12 protein-coding genes and 2 pseudogenes are annotated in these 20,945 nt (G+C 53.1%); 7 read left to right on the top strand and 7 right to left on the bottom strand.

Annotated elements, in window-relative coordinates; genetic code table 11:
* Positions 1 to 119 precede the first annotated feature (119 nt).
* From G7Y51_RS02305 to G7Y51_RS02335, 7 genes and pseudogenes are all read left to right on the top strand, one after another.
* Positions 120 to 2,531: a class I SAM-dependent DNA methyltransferase gene (locus G7Y51_RS02305; RefSeq protein WP_165174803.1), complete on the top strand. Its 2,412-nt coding sequence runs from the start codon at positions 120 to 122 to the stop codon at positions 2,529 to 2,531.
* Complete coding sequence (locus tag G7Y51_RS02310; RefSeq protein WP_165174804.1) at positions 2,522 to 3,736, top strand: restriction endonuclease subunit S; 1,215 nt, start codon at positions 2,522 to 2,524, stop codon at positions 3,734 to 3,736. The genes G7Y51_RS02305 and G7Y51_RS02310 overlap by 10 nt, the downstream gene beginning before the upstream one ends.
* A complete protein-coding gene (locus tag G7Y51_RS02315) occupies positions 3,729 to 6,800 on the top strand; it encodes a type I restriction endonuclease subunit R (RefSeq protein ID WP_165174805.1) in 3,072 nt (1,023 codons plus the stop codon). Before G7Y51_RS02310 ends, G7Y51_RS02315 begins: the two co-directional genes overlap by 8 nt.
* Positions 6,793 to 7,494 (top strand): SprT family zinc-dependent metalloprotease, encoded by a 702-nt coding sequence (locus G7Y51_RS02320; protein WP_165174806.1) that lies wholly within the window; start codon positions 6,793 to 6,795, stop codon positions 7,492 to 7,494. The genes G7Y51_RS02315 and G7Y51_RS02320 overlap by 8 nt, the downstream gene beginning before the upstream one ends.
* 307 nt (positions 7,495 to 7,801) lie before the next feature.
* On the top strand, positions 7,802 to 9,091 hold the full coding sequence (locus G7Y51_RS02325; RefSeq protein ID WP_206214228.1) for a Fic family protein: 1,290 nt from the start codon (positions 7,802 to 7,804) through the stop codon (positions 9,089 to 9,091).
* A 103-nt stretch (positions 9,092 to 9,194) separates the two neighbouring features.
* Positions 9,195 to 9,951: pseudogene (locus tag G7Y51_RS02330) on the top strand (IS5 family transposase).
* Positions 9,952 to 10,026: 75 nt separating this feature from the next.
* Positions 10,027 to 10,788, top strand: a pseudogene (locus G7Y51_RS02335) (IS5 family transposase).
* Positions 10,789 to 10,797: 9 nt separating this feature from the next.
* Here the strand turns inward: G7Y51_RS02335 and G7Y51_RS02340 are convergent.
* The 7 genes from G7Y51_RS02340 to G7Y51_RS02375 all read right to left on the bottom strand — a co-directional run bounded on the left by G7Y51_RS02340 (position 10,798) and on the right by G7Y51_RS02375 (position 20,555).
* Positions 10,798 to 11,565, bottom strand: coding sequence for a class I SAM-dependent methyltransferase (locus G7Y51_RS02340; protein WP_165174808.1), 768 nt, complete (start codon positions 11,563 to 11,565; stop codon positions 10,798 to 10,800).
* Positions 11,566 to 12,608: 1,043 nt separating this feature from the next.
* The gene (locus G7Y51_RS02350) at positions 12,609 to 12,758 is read right to left on the bottom strand and encodes a hypothetical protein (RefSeq protein ID WP_206214229.1); all 150 of its coding nucleotides are present in this window, start codon (positions 12,756 to 12,758) and stop codon (positions 12,609 to 12,611) included.
* 33 nt (positions 12,759 to 12,791) lie between these two features.
* On the bottom strand, positions 12,792 to 14,399 hold the full coding sequence (locus G7Y51_RS02355; protein WP_165174810.1) for a type I restriction-modification system subunit M: 1,608 nt from the start codon (positions 14,397 to 14,399) through the stop codon (positions 12,792 to 12,794).
* 269 nt (positions 14,400 to 14,668) lie between these two features.
* Positions 14,669 to 15,937, bottom strand: coding sequence for a restriction endonuclease subunit S (locus G7Y51_RS02360; protein ID WP_165174811.1), 1,269 nt, complete (start codon positions 15,935 to 15,937; stop codon positions 14,669 to 14,671).
* A 4-nt stretch (positions 15,938 to 15,941) separates the two neighbouring features.
* A complete protein-coding gene (locus tag G7Y51_RS02365) occupies positions 15,942 to 16,439 on the bottom strand; it encodes a DUF4411 family protein (RefSeq protein ID WP_165174812.1) in 498 nt (165 codons plus the stop codon).
* The gene (locus G7Y51_RS02370; RefSeq protein ID WP_206214230.1) at positions 16,436 to 17,458 is read right to left on the bottom strand and encodes an ImmA/IrrE family metallo-endopeptidase; all 1,023 of its coding nucleotides are present in this window, start codon (positions 17,456 to 17,458) and stop codon (positions 16,436 to 16,438) included. The genes G7Y51_RS02365 and G7Y51_RS02370 overlap by 4 nt, the downstream gene beginning before the upstream one ends.
* A gap of 124 nt (positions 17,459 to 17,582) precedes the next feature.
* Positions 17,583 to 20,555, bottom strand: a complete 2,973-nt coding sequence (locus G7Y51_RS02375; protein ID WP_165174814.1) for a type I restriction endonuclease subunit R — start codon at positions 20,553 to 20,555, stop codon at positions 17,583 to 17,585.
* Positions 20,556 to 20,945: the final 390 nt, after the last annotated feature.

Below are 20,945 nucleotides of genomic sequence, written 5' to 3' on the forward strand. Positions count from 1 at the left end.
CAAAAAGCGAACGCATGGCGCAAGGGCGCTTCCCCTTGCCCGGCTTCTATCGACTTTTTTCGCTAATCCCCCTATGCTGCCGCCAGTCCCATTCATGTTAAGCCTGCCGGGTTCTTGTCATGGCCGTCAAAAAATCTGAAATATATTCGGCAATCTGGGAAAGCTGCAACAACCTGCGTGGCGGCATGGATGCCAGCCTGTACAAGGATTATGTCCTGTTCATGCTGTTCATCAGATACGTTTCCGACAAGTTCGCCAATGCCGGGCCGTTCTCGGTCTTCAAGGTGCCGGCGGGTTCCGGCTTCGACGACATGCGCCGGCTCAAGGGCAAATCCGACATTGGCGATCAGATCAACAAGACGATCATCCAGCCCCTGGTGGACGCCAACAGCGGCACGCTGGCGCGAACCGACTTTCCGGATTTCAACGACGCCACCAGGCTCGGCGCCGGCAAGGAAATGGTGGACAGGATCACCGACCTCATCACGATTTTTGAAAACAAGGACCTCGATTTTTCCCGCAACCGGGCCGATAATGATGACCTTCTCGGCGATGCCTATGAATTTCTCATGCGGCACTTTGCCACGGAGAGCGGCAAGAGCAAGGGGCAGTTCTACACCCCCGCCGAGGTGAGCCGGGTCATTGCCAGGGTCATTGGCATTGACCCCGCCAAAGTGACCAAGTCGACCTCGGCCTATGACCCCACTTGCGGCTCAGGCTCCCTGCTGCTCAAGGTGGCCGCGGAAGCCGGGCAACCCATCACGCTGGAAGGTCAGGAAAAGGACGTAATGACGGCGGGCCTTGCCCGCATGAACATGCTCCTGCATGGCGTTTCCGATGCTGTCATCGAAACGGGCAACACGCTCTCCCAACCCAAATTTATTGATAACGGATGCCTCCGCGCCTATGACTTCGTGGTGGCCAATCCGCCGTTCTCCGATAAAAAATGGACTCTTGGCGTGAGCGTGCTGACAGACCCGTACCACCGTTTCACCTGGGGCGCGCCGCCCAACAAGCAGGGTGATTATGCCTACCTGCTTCACATCATCCGCTCGCTGAAGAGCACGGGCAAGGGCGCGTGCATCCTGCCGCACGGCGTTCTGTTCCGGGGCAATGCCGAGGCCGTCATACGCGAGCAGCTGGTGAAATCCGGCTATCTGAAGGGCATTATCGGGCTGCCGCCCAATCTGTTCTACGGCACGGGCATCCCGGCCTGCATCCTTGTGCTGGACAAGGAGAACGCCGCCGCGCGCAGGGGCGTCTTCATGCTGGACGCCTCCCGCGATTTCATGAAGGACGGCAACAAAAACCGCCTGCGCGAGCGTGACATCCACAGGATCGTCTCGGTCTTTTCCGCCATGCGGGACGTGCCGGGCTATGCCCGCATGGTTCCCCTGGAGGAGATCGCCTCCCCAAAGAACAGCTATAACCTGAACCTGCCGCGCTATATCGCCGGCGCCGAATCCGAAGACATCCACAGCCTTGACGCGCACCTCAACGGCGGTATTCCCAACCGGGATCTTGATGCTCTGGGAGAAGTCTGGAACGCTCTGCCCAATCTGCGCGCCAGGCTCTTTACGCCCCTCCCCCATACGGACAGATCGCGCCTTGCCGTGGGCAGGGAAGAGCTGAAAGACGCCATTCAGGAGGATGCGGAATACAAGCGGCTGGTCAGTGCGGCGGATGGCGCAATGCGGGAGTGGCAGAAAACGAATGTCCCCCTGCTGCGCGGCTTCGCGCGGGAAGGCCGCCCCAGGGCGCTCATTGTTGCCCTCTCCGAATCCATGCTTGCGGCTTTTCAAAATGTCGCGCTGGTGGATGCCTATGCGGTCTATCAGAACCTGATGAACTTCTGGGCGGACACCATGCAGGATGATTTTTACCAGATCGCCGCCGACGGCTGGAAAGCTGAGCTTGTATGGAAAGAGCGGGGAAAGAAAAATAAAAAGAAGGTCTGGGATTGCGACCTCCTGCCAAAACAGTTGATCATGGCGCGCTATTTCTCGCGGGAAGAGGCGGAAATACGCGCTCTTGATGAAAAATACACTGCCGCGCAACAGGAAATGGACAGCCTGCTTGAAGAAAACAGCGGGGAAGACGGTATTTTCAATGAACTGGAAGCCGTGAAAAAAGCTCCCGTGAAAGCACTGTTCAAGGAAATCAAGGGGGAGAAAGAACGGGCTGACGATGCCGCTGTGCTGAAGCAATGGCTCACGCTTGAGGATCGCGCCGGCAAGCTGAAGAAGCAGCTCAAGAACGCCGAGGCCGGATTGGATGCCAGGGCCATAGCCCAATATGCCGCGCTGTCCGAGGAGGAAGTGAAGGACATCCTCATCAATGACAAATGGCTTCCCGCGCTGCGGGCCGGGCTTGCCGGGGAGCTGAGCCGGGCCATCAACGGCATGGAAGATCGCCTGCTTGTGCTGGCTGACCGCTATGCCACGCCGCTGGCGGAATTATCGCAGGAGGTGGAGGAGCTTTCCGCCAGGGTTGCCGGGCATCTCAAGAGGATGGGGCTGGCGTGGAACTGAAGGAAACGCATTGCGAAGATTGGACAGTAAAACCAATCCACGCTATCGCTACAATCATAGGCGGGGGCACCCCGTCAACAGCAAACCCAGCGTATTGGAATGGTTCTATCCCTTGGTTTACGCCCACCGAAATTCAAGATACCTGTAAATATGTCTCGAAAAGTAAAAGAACGATTACTGAAAAAGCTCTGGAGAATAGCGGTGCAAAGCTATTACCCGTTGGCACAATTTTATTGACAACGCGGGCTTCCATTGGACTGAGAGCTATTTTGAAAGTTCCCGCCGCAACGAATCAAGGATTCCAATCCCTTGTAGTTAATGGTGATATTGATAACCAATTTATCTATTACCTGTTGGGGCTACGCCAACCCGAACTTATTAAGAATGCTTCAGGCTCAACGTTTTTAGAAATCAGCCCCAAAAAATTGGGCGAAATCTCATTATGTATTCCTTGTTCTCTTGCCGAACAACACGCCATCGCCGCCGTCCTCTCCGACGTTGACGCCCTGTTGTCCAGCCTTGAGGCGCTCATTGCCAAAAAGCGCGATATAAAAACGGCCGCCATGCAGGAATTGTTGACAGGGCGGAGAAGGCTGCCGGGATTTACAAACGCCTGGTGCACTCTGCCTTTTGAACAATGCGCTTTAAACATTCGAGAATTTGTTTCATCCAAAAATGCCGCTGGTCTTTGTATCGAATTAGAAAATATTGGCCCAAATTCAGGAAACCTTGTCGGCAAATTGGCAAGCTTGAATACTGCTTCATCTTCATCTCTTAAGTTAAAATTTCAGGCCAATGACATTTTATTTGGAAGATTACGGGCTTATCTTCGTAAATTTTATTATGCTGAATTTTCGGGAGCTTGCTCTCCCGAAATATGGGTATTGCGTGCAGTAGAAAAAAATATCATTCCTCCTTATTTATATCAGATAGTTCAAACAGAGAGCTTTATCACAGCGGCAAGCGTGGCATATGGGACGCATATGCCGCGCACCGATTGGAATGTGGTAAAAAATTTTCTTGTCTATATCCCAACATCTCTTAAAGAACAGACCGCCATCGCCGCCGTGCTCTCCGACATGGACGCGGAAATCGCGGCCCTGGAGGCGCGCCGCGCCAAGGTGCAGGCCCTCAAGCAGGGCATGATGCAGGAACTCCTTACCGGCAAGACCAGACTCGCACCCACAGGAGACCAGCATGGCTGAAAAACTCCGCTCCGAGCGTGTGACCCAGAACCGCGTCATTGATCTGTTCCAAAGGCTCGGCTACGCCTACCTCGGCAACTGGAAAACGCGGGAGAAAAACCGGGCCGTTGAGTACGATCTGTTGCAGGCCTTCCTCCTGCGTCAGGGCGTTTCCCCGCAGCAGATCGATGCCGCGTGGCTGAAAATTTCGCAGGCCGTGGCCGTTGTGGGGCATACGCTCTACGAGGCCAACCGCAATGTCTATGGCCTGCTCCGCTACGGGGTGCAGGTGCTGACCGGGCCCGGCCAGCCGCACGAAACAGTGCATCTGATCGATTGGGATCATCCGGAAAACAACGATTTCGCCCTTGCCGAAGAAGTGACCCTCACGGGCGGCGCCGATGTGCGCCGCCCCGATCTGGTGCTGTACCTCAACGGCTTCGCCGTGGGCATCATTGAGCTGAAGCGCGCCTCGGTCACGGTGGGCGACGGCATCCGGCAGCTCATCAGCAACCAGCGGAGCAATCCCGACTTTTTCGTAGCCTCGCAACTCCTCTTTGCCGGCAGCGATACCGAGGGCCTCCACTACGGCACAACGGGCGCCGAAGAACAGTTCTATCTGAAGTGGAAGGAAAAGACGGAGCGGACGGCCATTGCGCCGGGCTGTCATCTGGATGCGCCCCTGGCCCGGATGTGCGGAAAAGAGCGCCTGCTCGACTGGATCCATGACTGCGTCATCTTCGACAACGGCATCAAGAAGGTGCCCCGCCCGCATCAGTATTTTGGCCTGAAAGCCGCGCAGGAACGCATCGCCAGACGCGAGGGCGGCGTCATCTGGCACACCCAGGGATCGGGCAAGAGCATCCTCATGGTCATGCTGGCCCGATGGCTGCTTGAGCACAAGCCCGACGCCCGCGTCCTTATCGTGACGGACCGCACCGAGCTGGATGCGCAGATCGCGGGCGTCATGCAGGGCGCCCGCGTCTCTGGCTATGTGAAAAATCAGTCCGCCGTGATCTCGCGGCAGGATTTCAGGGCCAAACTTGAGGCGCCGGGCCCGCGCCTGCTCTGCGCGCTTATCCACAAGTTCGACCTGGGGCGCGAAGCCCCGCCGGACGTGCATGGCGATTTTTACGTTCTGGTGGACGAATGTCACCGCACGCAGAGCGGCGACCTGCACAAGCAAATGAAAGAATGGCTGCCCAACGCCATCTTCATCGGCTTCACGGGCACGCCCCTGCTGCGGGCCGATGCCAGATCCACCCGTGCGGTGTTCGGTACAAATATCCACACCTACAAATTTCCCGAAGCCGTTGCCGACCGCGTGGTGCTGGACCTGAAATACGAGGCCCGCACCGTGCCGCAGGAGCTGGCCTCGCCGGAAAAGGTGGATGCATGGTTCACCCTCAAGACCACGGGCCTGTCGGACTACCAGAAGGCGCTCCTGCGCCGGCGCTGGGGCACGATGGAGCGCATATTGAGTTCCCGCGAGCGCAAGGGCCGGATCGTCAGGGACATCTGCATGGATTTCGACCTCAAGCCGCGCCTCGCCAGCGAGCGGGGCACGGCCATGCTGGTGGCCGACAGCATCTATGATGCCTGCCAGTATTTCCGCGAATTCCAGAACGGGACGCCCCTCAGCGGCAAATGCGGCATCATCACCTCCTATGAGCCCGCGGCGGCGGACATCTCCCGCGAGCCGGAACAGGGCGAGGAGCATTACAAATTCACAACCTACAGGCAGCATGTGCTGAGCCCGGCCCTGCCCACCACCGCGAGATATGAAGAAGAGATGAAGCGGCGCTTCAGGGAGGAGCCCGCCAATTGCAGGCTGCTCATCGTGGTGGGCAAGCTGCTGGTGGGTTTTGATGCGCCGACATGCAGCTATATCTATCTGGACAAAAAATTGCGGGATCACAGCCTGTTTCAGGCCATTTGCCGCACCAACCGCCTGAACGGAGAAGACAAGGATTACGGGCATGTGGTGGATTACAAGGAGCAATTCAAATCAGTGCAGGATTCCATCGCCGTGTACAGCTCGGACGAACTGGAGCCGTCCGGCGGGGACGCCGCGGAGGATAATGTCTTTCTGCAGGATCTTTTGAAGGCCGGCCGCGAAAAGCTGGAGGAGGCCCGCGAGGCCTTGAAGCAGCTTTGCGATCCTGTGCCCCGGCCGCGCGAGATGGAAAATTTCTATGCCTTCTTCTGCGGCGATGCTTCGCAGCCGGAAGACCTGGAAGCAAAGGCCGCCTCGCGCGATACGCTCTACAAGCTCACGGCCCGGCTCTTGCGGGCGTATTCGGATATAGCGCAGCAACTGCTTCCCGCCGGCTATTCGCCGGAGGACGTGCGGGCCATTGAGGGCGAGATCCGCTATTTCACTGAGCTGCGGGATGCCGTCAAAAAGTATGCGGGCGAGGAACTTGACCTCAAGCCCTATGAGCGGGACATGCGGCACCTCATCGACATGTACATCCGCGCCGATGAGCCACGGCCCCAGGGTTCGCTGGAGGAGTATTCGCTCCTCGACCTCATCGTCAAGACGGGCATCCACGACGCCATCGCCCGCAAGTGGAACGAAAAGACCTCGCGCGCGTCCGTGGCCGAGGGCATTGTCAACAATATCCGCAAGGCCGTGAACGACAAAAAGGAGACGGATCCCAAATTTTACGAAAAGATCTCAAAACTGCTGACCGACCTTCTGGAGGCGCGGAAGCGCGGGGCGCTGGCCTATGAGGAGTTCCTGAAAAAGATGGAGGAACTGGCCGCCAGGGTGGCAAGCGGGGATACCAGCGAGGGGGATACGCCCGAAGCGGTGAAAAAATCGCCCTTTACCGTTACCGTGTTCAACAATCTGGCTTCCTTGCCGGCTGAGAGCTTCATCTGCCCTGTTGACCCGGAAGAAAAGGCGGCACTGGCGTTGCAAATTACGGAAGTCATGGACAAAAAGGCCCCGGACAAATGGCGCGGCGTGGCAAGCCGGGAAAATATTATCCTCGGCGAGCTTTACCCGCTCCTGCATAAGGATGAAAAGGCCACGCGGGCGCTTTTTGAAATCATCAAGGCCGGGCCCTTCTATGTGTGAGCCGCAGGAGATCCTTGAGGTCGGCGGTTTGCGCATTCCCGTGAGCCGCAAGGCTATAAAGCACGTCCACATCGCCGTATATCCCCCTGACGGCGCCGTGACCATTTCCGCGCCAGTGGGGCGGCGAACCGAAATCATCCGGGCCTTTGTCCTCACCCGGCTTGCGTGGATCAAGGCCCGGCAGGCGGAATTTTCCGCCCAGCTCAGGGCGCCGGAACTCAACTTCATCACCCGCGAAAGCCATTACCTGTGGGGACGCCGCTATCTGCTCGTGGTCAGGGAGGGCGCGCGGCCCGGCATCGAGCTTTTCCCCAAAGAGCTTGTGCTGACGGTGCGCCCAAGGGCCACAAAAAAGGAGAGAGAACGCGCTATCTGCACATGGCACAGGAGCCTGCTCCGCGCGGAACTGGGGCCGCTCATCCGAAAATGGGAGGCGGAACTTGGGGTCACGGTGAAGGCGTTTTTCGTGCAAAGGCTCAAAACCAAATGGGGAAGCTGCACCCCGCACAAGGGCTATGTGCGCTTCAATCTGGAGCTGGTAAAAAAGCCGAAAGATTTACTGGAATATGTGGTCGTGCATGAGCTGTGCCACCTGCTGGAACCCAGACACAGCAAACGCTTTTATGAACTTCTGGAGCGGTATTATTCGCACTGGAAGGAAGCCAGGGCGGATTTGAATGAGCTGCCAGTGTGACAGGCAGAGCATTCTCTCTTTGAAAATGCTCTGCCGACGCGAAAGCGGCAGCCGCCGCAACGCGGCGTACATTCAGGCGAAAACCGCGTCTTTCGCCTGAATGCCAGCTTTGACTTTCATAAAAAGTCAAAGGTAATCTGCTCTAGGGCGTGTTAGCACTATCCTGCGCATTCTCAACTATTTTAAAGAGTTCAACGAAAATCCTTTCCCGGCAGAATTACGAGGCAGTGTTCCGAAAAAACAAGACTTTTTCTGATAAGCGTGAACACGCCCTAGCGCATGCATCTACAGCACGGCAGGCTCTTGAATGGTTCAGCCTGTCTTTATGGACAAGGCTAAGGCTGGTAGCGAGTTTTATATGAAATTTGAAATGTTGGATGCCTACGAAGCAAAGCGTTCTTTGGGCTTCACATGGAGACTGCCAGAGCAGGGCTTGCGGATGCTTAAGGCTGAGGATCCACAGGAGGCTTTGTTCACTTTTCATAAATACCGTGTTGAGCATGTCTGCTCTACCCTGCAAACCCTGGAACATATTAACTGCACGATTGCCCAAACGCGGAGCATTCTGGACGGACAAGCCACATCAGGCCTCTCAACACGCCAGTTGCGTGCAATAGAAAATTATGGGCGAGCCTGCGATTGCCTGATTGATCTGATTGAGCAGAATAATTTTTCCTTGAATAAAGAAACCATATGTACATTGCATGCACTTGTCGGCAGAGATGAGGCCAGACATTGTGGAAAGTTTCGGGGACACCAGGTTTTTATTGAGCAATCTAGCTATATTCCCCCAAAGTCGGACTACCTCGAAAAAATTTTTGCAGAGGGCTCGGCATTTCTGAACAGTATGGGCAACGCACAGGAAAAAGCGCTATGCAGCTTCTTATTTCTTGCGCGTTCGCAGTTTTTTAGCGATTGCAACAAGAGAACGGCAAATCTTGTTATGAATGGTCTGCTCATGCAAGCGGGTTTTTATCCGCTTACTATCCAAGGCGAGCAGTTCCTTGAAAAAATGGCCGTTTTTTATGAAACGGCAGATGCCACAGAGGTGATCAAGGAAATTACTAAGATCGCCATACGTCAGTATCGGATAGATGGCGCTGAGATTGAACCACGAGCCCAAGAAAGCCAGTCCGAACAGCAACATCTGGCAGACGCTAAAAATATCTATGATGCCCAACTTAAAGATTTCATGCAGGCTAAATCCGAGCAGGCTGACCGGCTTGTGGTCAACCTGGAAAACAAAATTGCCGCCCAAAGTCAAAAGCTCCAGAATGTGCTCAGGGCTAAGCCCAATGCCATCAGCGCTCTCTGGCGCGGCAATCAGTGGCGGGAACAATATAGCCAAGAACAGCACCGCTTGCATGAACTGGAAGCTCGCCTGTCTCGCGTCAAAATGCTGCAAGCATCCGCGCGTCGGCTTGAACGGATGGCTGAAACCAGGTTGCGACGGGAGCAGAAAGGTTTGACGGTCAGGCGTGATGCCCAATTGCTTGAAGAGCGCGAGCGCCTCTTCAAGGAAAAAACGCAGAGCACGCCCCTGGACATAACCCGGAAGAGGCCGGGCCGAGGACGTTCTTTGCGCAGAGAACAGTAAAGGCGCAGCCCCGCTGAAATCTTCCAGCGGGGCTGCTTTCTTTTAGGGCCTGTTCACGCTATTTGACGAATTATATTCATGGGGTATACTTGCCCCCACGAACATAACCAAAGAACAATATGAACGCATTGCCGATTGCTTCCCCCGACAGCGGGGAAATGTTTCCCTGGATAATCGCCAGGTTCTCAATGCTATCCTCTATGTCGCGGAAAATGGCTGCAAGTGGCGGCGTCTCCCAAAAAAATTCGGCAACTGGCTACCATTTATACCCGAATGAATCGGTGGAGTAAAAATGGCGTCCTCGCCAAAATTTTTGAGCGGCTTCAGCGCGAACGGCTCATTGCCGTCAAAATCAAAGCTCTTTCTCTTGACAGCACTATCATCAAGGTTCACCCCGATGGAACAGGGGCTTAAAAAAAACAGGCCCCCAATCCATCGGCAAATCCAGAGGCGGCTGGACAACCAAACTTCATTTGGTTGCCGCGTCCCCTGAATGTGCCCTGATATTCAGTCTTTCCCCCGGCAATGCGGGAGATGCGCCTCAAGGCAGAAAACTTCTGGAAGCCCTCGGCCCCACGCCTGCGCCTTGCAGTCTCCTTATGGACAGAGCCTGTGAAGGCAATGAAACACAACAATTGAGTCGTCGTCTGGGCTATGCGCCAGTAGTCCCTCCCCATCCCTTGCGGCGTAAGCCTTGGAATTATGACAAGGAGTTATACAAAAAACGCAATGAAGTTGAGAGATTGTTTCGACGCTCGAAGGGCTACAGGCGCATAGCAACCCGCTATGACAAGCTTGACGCATTGTTTCTTGGCTTCATCCTGTTTGCCCTCATCGTTGAAGGACTTAAAAAGTGTTAACAGGCCCTAGGGTGCGTCGTCAATTGACAGTTGCTGAATAATAATTACTTCCTCTCTACCAACCTGGGAGGATGAATGATACCAGCTCACCGTCGCCACGATATATCGATGGCCTTTGGGAAATTTTGAAACCACACTTGCCGGGCAGAGAGGGCGTCAGGGGAGTAACTGCAAAGGATAATCGTCTCTTCATAAACGCAGTCTTCTGGATTATGCGTACTGGCGCGCCATGGCGGGATTTGCCTCCTGATTTTGGTGACTGGAAAAATACCCATCGCAGATTTTGTCGCTGGCGGGACAAGGGCGTATGGGAAAAACTTCTCGAAATATTGATCGATGAACCAGATTTTGAATGGCTTATGATTGATGCCTCATATATAAAGGTTCATCATGATGGAATGGGGCAAAAGGCGGCAGCCAGGATATGGGGCGCACAAAAGGGGGATTAACTCAAAGATACATTTGGCCGTGGATGCGCATGGTATGCCGGTCCGAATGGCTGTCACGTCAGGTACCGTCGCTGATTGTACGAAGGCTTGCAGTCTCATAGAGGGGATTGACGCTGAATACCTGCTTGGGGATAAAGGTTATGACAGTGATGCTTTCGTGGAAAAGGTGGAAGCAAATGGATCGACAGCGGTCATCCCGCCACGCAAAAATCGGGAAAAACAACGTGATTATGACAACTACTTGTATAAATTGAGACATCTTGTTGAAAATGCATTTCAGGTTTTGAAGCAGTGGCGAGGTGTGGCTACCAGATATGCAAAAAATACCGCCTCCTTCCTTGCTGCAGTTCATATTCGCTGCATAGCTATCTGGGCTAAAATCAAATGACGACACACCCTAGGATCCCCCGCTCTCCAAGCTTATCTTGAAATTTGTCGCCAGCTTAGCCTTGGCAGGGTATTCCAGAAAGGAATCTTTGTATTCCGCTGCTTTTTGTAGCAAAAAAAAGATAGAGAAAGCCATGCCGGGGAAAAACCGGGCCAGAGGCCGAGCAAGAAAAGAGGGGAAGGGGTAAAACTGGCTCCCATCAAAACTTTTCAGAATATAACCTTCTCCGAAACACTCCTTCAGAAACAGTAAAAAGTCATTTTTGGAAAAACAGCGGATATGCGCAGAGCAAGCTTTGGCTTGGGTGGGGTGGTGCCCCAGCAATAATCCGATACGATTATGCAAAGATGCTATATTAGGGACGCCAACTATGAGATATCCGCCAATTTTGAGAATTCTGGTAATTTCATGAAATATCCAAAACAACTCCTTTGTATGTTCTAATATTTGATTACAAATAACCAGATCTATGCTTTTATCGTGAAATGGGAGAGGCTCAGTTTCGATATTGATTGGATATGTTTTTATATTTTGTTTTTCCAAACTTGAGATATTGAAAGACATACATTCAATCGCATGCAAGGATGATTCAGGAAAACTGTTTTTAACGAATCCTAAATCGCGCCCTGTTCCCGCTCCTATGTCAACAGCAGATTCAACGGAGTTGAGGTGCTTCAAATATTTTTTGATCACCTGCGGCCCGTATGTTTCTCTATGGTCAACAAAGCGGAGAAGCCTTGATCGCGAACGAGTACCTGCAAATTGTTCAAACTGCATAGCCGAACCTCATTTTTCTTGAGCGTGCTTCTGCACCGAGCGGTCTCATATAATACCCCTTTTGTGAGAGTTTGCGCCGTGCCGAGCGTGGATCAGGAAGGGGTAGCCGTTCTCCGGCCTTGTTGCGGGATTCTTCCTGCTCAGCAACGCCTTGCCGCGCCAGGGTGCGCGTATCCGGTACTCATCGCCCTTACCGGGTCGGGCTGTGCCTGCCGTTTTTTGTTTCCGAATTCATGCAGCCGCGGATAAAAAATCCATACACAGCCCTCCAGCGGATAATGAAGCAATTATGCAGCCGAGCTGATGTTCCATCAACTTTCACGCAATACGCCATGTGTCGGCAACGATCCGGGCTAATGAAGGCATGTCTATTCCTGTGATCCAGAGTCTCCTCAGCCACCATAGCCCCGACACCACGTCACACTATGTCAAAAGTCTCGGCAGCCAGCCAGAAAAAACCGGATCGTATTTCACACAACGGAGAGGCTCAAAGGTGCTGCCCTTTGAGCCTCTCTTAAAGATGTAATTGGCGCATGCACAATTACAATCCTCGAAAACGTGGCGTCACCAACGGGATAAAATTTCAAGGGCAATAGAGTGAATTTATTGATTTTTTATGGATACATCGTCGCTGATCCCTACAAAAATACCTCAATTTTTGAAATATGTCAAAAGACGTTTTTGGACGGAGTTGTCCCTTTCCTCATAACCCGAAGGCCGCAGGCTCAAATTCTGCAAAAAAACCAAGAATTTCAAGCCATTATGGAATCTTAGAGTATTTTTTGATTGAAAATATCCATTTTCAATCACTTCGCTGCCATCATTTCGCGTCCAGGCTTCAGCCGTTGCGACGAAGGAAGCTCCGGATGAAGACAGCAATGAGAGCATTTTGTTTTGAAATTATTCAATTTCAAAAGCGGCGCTGCCGTCATTTTCCCGCAAGCGGGACAAGTGCCTGAAAAGCGTGGTTTTCAGGCTCATTCGGCGCGGGCATCCGCTCCCGCGGCCGCCAGAGCGGTTGCCGTTTTCAACAGCAAACCGCTCTAGCTGCCCGCTTCATACTCTGTGAGCGTGACGGAATCAGCCAAGGCCGCCAGGGCCTCTTTCGCCTTCATGCCGTCAGGATGCTTTTCAAGAATACGGAAAAGAGCCTGTATCAGTTCCCCAAAGCGCTTATTGGTGATTTGAGCCATGAGCTATTCCTTGTAAAAGATAGTGTGCTTGCCCTATGGCAAGAGAGGCAGACCCAGCTCTTGCAAAAACGCATTGTGTTTTTCCGTGGCGGCTTTGATTTGCGCGTCCACCGCCATCATTTTGTTATGAACATCGGCAAGGTCAATTTCCTTTTCCGGCATTGCAGTGCTGATGTATCTGGAGATATTCAGATTGCAGTCGTTTTCAGAAATTTCTTCCATATCGACACATCTGGAATAGCGCTCTTCTTCTGTGCGGAACTGATAGGTATCTACAATTTTTTTTATGTGTTCCGTGGACAGTCTGTTTTGCCGTTTACCCTTTTCAAAATGCTCAGAGGCATTGATGAAGAGCACGTCATCAGACTTTTTACACTTTTTGAGCACAAGGACGCATACGGGAATACCCGTGGAATAAAAAAGATTGGCGGGCAGGCCGATAATGGTGTCTATGTTGCCGTCTTCAAGCAGTTTGCGGCGGATGCGTTCCTCCGCGCCGCCACGGAACAGCACGCCATGCGGCAGGATAATGGCCATAGTGCCTTCCCGCTTCAGGTAGTGGAAGCCGTGCAGCAAAAAGGCGAAGTCCGCGGCGGATTTCGGGGCCAGCCCATAATTTTTGAAGCGCACGTCTTCGCCCAGCGCCTCACTGGGACTCCAGCGGTAGCTGAAAGGCGGATTGGCCACCACGGCATCGAAACAGGGCTTTTTCGCGGGATTGGTTTCGCGCAGCATATCCCAGTCATTGGTCAGAGTGTCGCCGTGGAATATCTCAAATTCCGAGTCTTTCACACCATGCAGCAACATGTTCATGCGCGCCAGGTTATAGGTGGTGATGTTCTTTTCCTGACCGTAGATTTTGCCGATGCCTTGCGCTCCCATGCGCCGCCGCACATTGAGCAACAGCGAGCCGGAGCCGCAGGCGAAATCAAGCACGCTGGCAAGATGCTTTTTGGAGCCGGTGCCGGGATCCTGGCTGTCCAGTGTCACTATCCCCGATAAAATGCTGGATATTTCATGTGGTGTGTAGAATTCGCCAGCTTTTTTGCCGGAGCCGGCCGCGAATTTGTCGATCAGATATTCATAGGCATCGCCCAGCGTATCGCCCTCACTGGAAAAGCTGGACAAGCCTTCGGCAATTTTTTTAATAATCTCGCAAAGTTTCTCATTGCGCTCGGCATAGCGTTTGCCAAGCTTTTCAGAAGTGAGATTGATTTCTGAAAACAGCCCCTGAAAGGTGCTGTCGAAGGATTCATTTTCAATATATTTGAAGCCGTCCTGAAGGGTGTTCAGCAATTCCCCGTCCTGCGTGCGCGCCATTTCGGCAATACTGCCCCAGAGATACTCCGGCTTGATGACATAATGCACACGGCGGCGCATAAGCTTTTCAAACGTCGGCACGTCGTCCTGATTGGCGGCATACCAGATGCGCAGGGGCGTCACGCCGGGCTGTGCGCTGGCATCGGGGTACTCGTCTCCCAATTCCTTTTTGGCTGCGGCCTCATAATTGTCGGACAGATAGCGCAAAAAGAGAAAGGCAAGCATATAGTCGCGGAAGTCGTCCGCGTCCATGGCGCCGCGCAGGGTATCGGCAATGCTCCAAAGGACAGCGCCCAGTTGTTTTTGATTTTGTTCGGTCATGATGCGTCGTCTTCCTCGGAATTTTCAGTGAACAACTCAGGGTTGAATGAGTAGCGCTTCAAAAAATCATTAGAGCATATTGCTTGTGAAACGCCCGCTCCGGCGCTTCACGACGCAAGTACATTCCGCCTGCGCCTCTCGCTGCTGCCACCATCCGCAAGGCGGCACAGCCGCCAACGGCTGACGCGCGCGGACATGGCGTCGCCCTGCCAGAGCATTGAACTCCTTTCATGCGCAAAACGCTCTCAAAGATTCTGTTTTTTGTTGTCTCATGCCAGAACCTCGTCAATGCGTGGGAAAAGCTGCTGCATAAGCCCTTTTTTGTGCTCTTTGAGCAGAACGATTTTTTGGGTCTGGGCAGTGATAAGCTCGTCAAGAGATGACAGGCAGTCGGCAATGCGTTGTTGTTCCAAAATGTTTGGGAAAAAAATTGGAAGTGACTTTATTATGTCCGCATTTAAGTTTTGTACGCCACTCCCGGCCGCATTATTCGTGAAATACTGCTGGGAAAATGGTGAGGAAATTAAATAATAAAGATACTCAACATGCAGTTTCTTGCTGATTTTCGTTATAGCAATCCATCCATCATGAATACATGTTTTTATTTTAGATATGTATGGTCTGCCAAAACTCATAGAGTTTGAAAGTATCAAATCTCCAGGGCTGATTTCCCTTGTTTTACTAAGAGCCTCGGCTCGAACTTTCTCAGTTGTGGCGACAACATATTTTGCTTCTTTGTTGATGTCGCCAATTTTCAGCCAATTCAAGCCATCCTTTTTTGTAGTTAAAAAGTTGTCAATGGGGCGTGGTGAACCTCCGCGAACAACTTCCGAGTATTCGTCTAAAAAATTTTTTTTCCACTCCCCCGCATCCCGAAACTCAGGAAAGCGCAAACGCGGCAGCCTTTCGCCCTCTGCCGGGAAAAGCCGCCCGAGCAGCCCCTTTTTATGCTCTTTGAGCCTCTCGAGCTTGCTGGTTTCGGCGTCGATGCGCTCATCGAGGGAGGAAAGACAGTCGGCGATTTTTTGCTGTTCTTTCGTCTGCGGAGGTAGCAATACAGGAAATGACAGGAACACATCAACTTGTATGCGCTTTGCTTTTCGCCCACCGTCTGCAATCTCGCCCAATTTTTTATAAAAAGCTTCACGCTTAACGTATTCCAGGAAAAAAACAGGATTTACATCTGAACGGAAATCAAAGCAAGGAAGGTCTGCTGTTGATTCAAATCCATCAAGATAGTGTGGTATAATGCCAAATGCCTGGTTAAGAAAGTCAAGCTTGCTGTAGATAAACTGCCCAGCTCGCCTGCGATAATATTGAGTGTTTACACTACCTTGGAATGTTTCTTCTTTTTCAAAAACACCTTTCCCCCACAGCTTGACGGTGAGTTTTTTTGCCTTGTTGCCTTTGCTGCCAATTTGACAGCTTTCCGTTAAAAGATCAGTGACTGTTACTTCTTCCCACTCCCCCGCATCGTGAAATTCAGGAAAGCGCAGGCGCTGCACCAAGGGACATTTCTTGTCATGCTTTTTGGTCATTATTTCAGCCTTGTTCATACGGACCCAAGTACGAAACGCGCTCTTTCAATGCGCACTGGTAGGGGGTCATAAAGCGCAGGCCGAGCCCGGCGCAGACGTTGGGGATTTTAATTTTTTTGGTTGAGCTGGCGGCCACCTCGTGGGTCACAACCACAAGGTTGTCGGCCAGAGCATGGGCAATCAGGTAGTAGTCCGCCACCTGCAAAAAGGTGTTGATGGCTGTTTGCTCGTAGTTCTGCCCCATAACCCAGGTGCTGACTGCGGCAAAATGGGGCATGACGTGCGCGTCGGTTTTGCGGAACATGTTCGGGTTTTGCCGGCGCATCCAGCTGGTCAGTTCATCCGATCCGGCTTCCAGTTCATCAGCCACCTTGTCGATGCTGAAGACCATACCTGCCGTGTTTTTTTCCGCCAGCCAGTCCCAGAATGCCGGACAAAAATCCAGTCCGTAATGCAGGTTTTTGGCTTGGATAAACACGTTGGCGTCAAGCAGGTAGGTCATGGCGTCACCTCCAGCGCACGCGCCGCTCTGAAAAGTGTCTCGCTCTTTTTTACTCCCAGCAGACGGAAAGCGTCGCGGAACAGAGTCTGCCCCTCCAATGTGCTGGCCAACAAGGCCCGCGTAAAGCGCCTGCTGGCGCGTGCGCCCAGAGAGAGATAAAAGTCACCACCACCGCCGGAGCGCTGATCGCGTGCCTGGGCATGTGCCAGTTCAGTACGATAAAGTTGCCAAAGCTGGTCTTTGTCAATGAACCCGGCGTCAAACAGGCGGCGCAAGGCTACCAGCGTGCTGACTTTGAACAGACGCGCCAGCCGGGTCATTTCATCCGTCAGCGGCAGGCCGGGCCTGTAGGCTTCACATGTCGCCTGAAGGGGCATCAGAAATTCAGCGGCAACGGCATTGCACCAGCGCTCTGTGCGTTGCTCGGGCAGGCGGCCTGCTTCGGTATTGGAAATACCACTTTTCCCCAGCCACAGATGGGCGAGTTCGTGCGCCAGCGTAAACATTTGTGCCGCCTTGCTGTCCGCTCCATTGATAAAGATCAGGGGGGCCAGCTCGTCGGCCAGCGCAAAGCCGCGAAATTCTTCCACGCGCAGCGTCCGGTGGGTATCGCTTCCCACAATGCCGCTCGCCATAACCAGCACGCCTGCGTCTTCGACCTTCGCGACAAGTTGGCGCAAGGCATCTTCCCAGCCAGGCAGTTGCTGGCGCTCCGCCAGGATAAGCCCCAGGATATGGCGCATGGATTCTGCCACAGCCACGGGCTCCCCTGCCATGGTGGCACTGCCTATGAAGTCCAACTGTGCAAAAGCGTTTATACGGGCATAGTCGCGATACCAATCCTGCCTTTGCTGACAGAGGTACAGCGCATCCAACAGGTCAGGGCTTGGGCGCAAAGAAGCATGGCCAGGCACGGTACGAAAATCGGCGATGGGCAATGTTTCTTGCACGGGGGCAGGTAAAAACAAATACCCAATGGGCACATGCACGGCATGGGCAAATTTTTCCAGTTGCGCCAAGGTGGGTTGCGCTTCGCCCGCCTCCCATGCGGTAAGCCTGGGGAAGCGATCTTCCAGCATAGATGCTTCCACACCGGCGCGTTCTCGCGCCCAGGTCAGCAATGCCGGATTTATGGCAACAGCGTTACTCATAGGCTCCCAGCCCCGAAATGTCGCGCCCTTTGGCGAGCTTATGCAGCAGGGGGACAAGGTCTTCCATCAGGGCCAGTTCCTTTTGCGTGCGGGCCTTCCAGCCCAGGCCCAGAGGGGCCAGCAGGTCGCTGAGCTGATCCCCGTCAAAGATCATGCGCTGCATGACGCTGTCCACAAAAGCTTGCAGAGAGGCCGCCTCAAGGCCGTGCCCGGCGGCAATGGCAGCCAGCTCTTGCGCGGTTTTCCCGGTTTTAAACTGCTCGTAGCCTTCACGGATGGCGGCCTCGCTCATCCCCTTGTCAGTGCTCAAGGTCCTGATGTAGGCGGCAATGTCGTCGCGCTCGTCCACAAATTTGGCGTCAGCCTGGATGAGGCCGATGAGCTCGTCGCGGGTCATGGACTGCTTGCCGGGAACCGCCTGGGTATATCCGGCAATGAGCTTCATGATATAATCATAGTCGATCACCGCGGAGGAAAAAAGCACAAACTCAAATTCCAGTTGCCGCACCGCAGCAGCGGCGGGGTCGGCCTTGCCATCCTTCCTTTCCTGCCGGGCTTTCAGGCGCTGGGCGGTTTCCAGATACACTCCCTGCAAGCCCTGCAACTGATCGGGGGAGATAATCTTTTCTATGGCTTCGGCATTTTCCGGGGTGAGGTCAGTATATTGGTCAAGCTGGGTTTTCAGGCGCTTGACCTCTTTGAACAGATTGATGAACTGGCAGCGGGCTTCATCACCCTTCAGATTGCTCACGTCCTCCGGGGCGCACGTCAGCCCCTGGGTGTGCATGAAGGCATCCAGCTGCGTGACTGCGCTTTCCAGTTTGGCAATGACGGCAGGGGCGGGATCGACAAGCCAAATCTCTTTCGCTGTGTCGGATTTTTCGCCGGAGAACAGGGCTATGGCATCATTAACGGCATTTTCCTGCTGGCGGAAGTCCAGAATCTTGCCATAGGGCTTGGTATCGTTCAGCACGCGATTGGTGCGCGAAAAAGCCTGAATCAACCCATGATGCTTAAGGTTTTTGTCCACATACAAAGTGTTGAGAAATTTGGAGTCAAAACCGGTGAGCAGCATATCCACCACAATGGTGACGTCGATCTTTTGCGCGTGCGGCACGTCCTCATTGGGATATTGCTGATCCTTGATGCGCTTTTGTATGTCCTGATAGTACAGGTCAAATTCATTGAGGCTGTGATTTGTGCCGTATCTGGCATTATAATCGGCAATGATACTCTTGAGCGCGGCCTTTTTCTCTTCGGGGGCTACGGTGTTATCCAGCTTTTCCTGAGGCAGGTCTTCCTGAATTTGCTGCACATCCCTGTTGCCTTCTGCGGGTGGGGAAAACACGCAGGCGATGTTCAACGGCTCATACTGACTGTCCGCCGCCGCGCGCTCCGCCTGAACCTCTTTGAAAAGCCGGTAATACTCTATCGCATGAGTGATGCCCGAAGTGGCAAACAGCGCATTGAATTTGCGCCGGGCAGTGGAGGCATTGTGTTTGTCCAGTATAGCTTCCACAACAGCGCGCTTGAGAAGCGGCTCGCCGGGCCTGGGGATGCTTTTGCCCTCCGGCTTGTAATATTCAACAAGAAAACGCAGCACGTTGCGATCTTCAATGGCATGGGTAATAGTGTAGGCGTGCAGCTCACGCTGAAAAATATCCGCTGTGGTTTTATAGTACCCCTGCTCCCCTGTGATTTGCGTATAGGAAGCGTTTTCTTCAAAGATGGGGGTTCCAGTGAAGCCGAATAATTGGGCGTTTGGGAAGAAGTCTTTGATGGCCTTGTGGTTATCGCCAAACTGAGAACGGTGGCACTCGTCAAAAATGAAGACCATGCGCTTGTTGCGCAGCGGTTTCAGGCGCTCCTTGTAGTTGCCGGGATGGCCGGCATCGAGGGCAAGCCCCAGTTTCTGAATGGTGGTGACGATGACCTTGTCGGCGTAATCATCGGAAAGCAGCCGCTGCACCAGCGCAGCCGTGTTGGTGTTGGCCTCGACACAGCCCTCCTGAAAGCGATTGAACTCTTCCCGCGTCTGACGGTCAAGGTCTTTGCGGTCAACCACAAACAGACACTTTTCTATGTCCGGGTTGTCTTTGAGCAGTATGGACGCCTTGAAAGAGGTCAGGGTTTTGCCGCTGCCTGTGGTGTGCCAGATATAGCCGTTGCCACAGTTTTGGTGAATGCAGTCCACAATGGCCTGGACGGCATATATTTGATACGGGCGCATCACCATGAGCTTTTGTTCGCTGGCCACCAGCACCATATAGCGGCTGATCATTTCTGCCAGCGTGCATTTGGCCAGAAATCGCTCTGCAAAACGGTCAAGCTGAGTGATTTTTTTGTTGTCGTCTCCGGCAAACTGATAGAGCGGTAAAAAGCGTTCATCCGCATCAAAACTGAAATGGCGGTTGTTATTGTTGGCAAAATACCATGTGTCGCTCATGTTGCTGACAATGAATAATTGCAAAAAACAGAGCAGTGTTTTGCCGTAGCCGTTGCCTGGATCATTTTTGTAGTCGACAATTTGCTGCATTGCCCGGCGTGGACTGATGGACAGCGTTTTTAACTCAATCTGCACTACAGGGACGCCATTGATGAGCAATATGACATCATAGCGGTGGTGGCTGTACTCTGTATTTATGCGGAGTTGGTTGACAACTTCAAAGCTGTTTTTGCACCAGTCCTTGATATTGACCAGTGTGTAGAAGAGCGGTGTGCCGTCGTCGCGTTCAAAGCTGTTGCGTTCGCGCAAAAGCCGAGAGGCGCTGAACACGTCCGGGGTAACAATTTGTTCCAGCAGGCGTGAAAATTCGCCGTCTGTCAGGCGCACCCGGTTCAGAGCTTCAAATTTCTCCCGGAAGTTGGCCTCCAACGAAGCGCGATCGTGAATATCCTGCCGATAAATATATTTAAGATCAGTCAGGTGCTTTATCAGCTCTTGCTCGATTTGTCGCTCTGTCATGAGCTTGCTGCCCCGATTGGAAGATTAGACTGTGTCGTGTAATCCGACTTTTCCGTTCACTGGGTGCCCGGTGGGGGGTGGGAGTACGAGTCTTCACCAAGAAGAAAATTGACGTGTCCGGATACTATCCGAAAAGGCTTGTTCGCACAATGTGACCTCTTGGGCCGAACCGAGGCCAAAGGCTCTCTTCTCTCCCCATGCCCGGACTATGGGGGTAGCGTTGCCGCTCCCGTAACCTGTCTGCCTGCCGGGCAATAGCGCGTTCAACTTGATCAACGATCTATTTACCTTACTGTATCTTTTGATGAAATCAATTTTTACCTTTTGGAGTAATAAAAAGTCCTTCGTCAATCTCCATTGGAAGATATTTCTGTCTTCTGCCTCGCCTTA

This window comes from Desulfovibrio sp. ZJ369, assembly GCF_011039085.1.
Classification (GTDB): Bacteria; Desulfobacterota; Desulfovibrionia; order Desulfovibrionales; family Desulfovibrionaceae; genus Desulfovibrio.